We start from the raw sequence: 302 nt of genomic DNA, 5'->3' as shown, positions 1-302 counted from the left end.
GAGTCGATAATCGAGCTGTACACATGCGGCATGACGCGCGGTACTCCTGCTTCCAGGCAGGATTGCAGGATAATGCCGAAGTTATCGAGATCGATACCGCCGGTCGGCTCAATCAACGTCATGCCGTTGCGCGCCGCGGTCGTCGCCAGCGCGTACAGCTCAGGCAACGATTTCTCACCGCCCATTGGGAAGAACTTCGCCGCATGCGCGCCAGAGTCCAGCATCATACGTACCGCTGCATCACAGGAAACGCGGGCTGGCGTGCCCTGGCTGCTGCTGACGCCAGTGGAGATCAGCACCTC

The 302-nt window shown here is 60.6% G+C and carries 1 pseudogene; it reads right to left on the bottom strand.

Annotated elements, in window-relative coordinates:
• Positions 1–302, bottom strand: a pseudogene (locus FDX22_RS15335) (2-dehydro-3-deoxy-phosphogluconate aldolase); the annotation flags it as partial.

The organism is Citrobacter sp. TBCS-14 (assembly GCF_005280805.1).
Classification (GTDB): domain Bacteria; phylum Pseudomonadota; class Gammaproteobacteria; order Enterobacterales; family Enterobacteriaceae; genus Citrobacter; species Citrobacter gillenii.
This window is presented reverse-complemented; position numbering and strand designations above follow the sequence as displayed.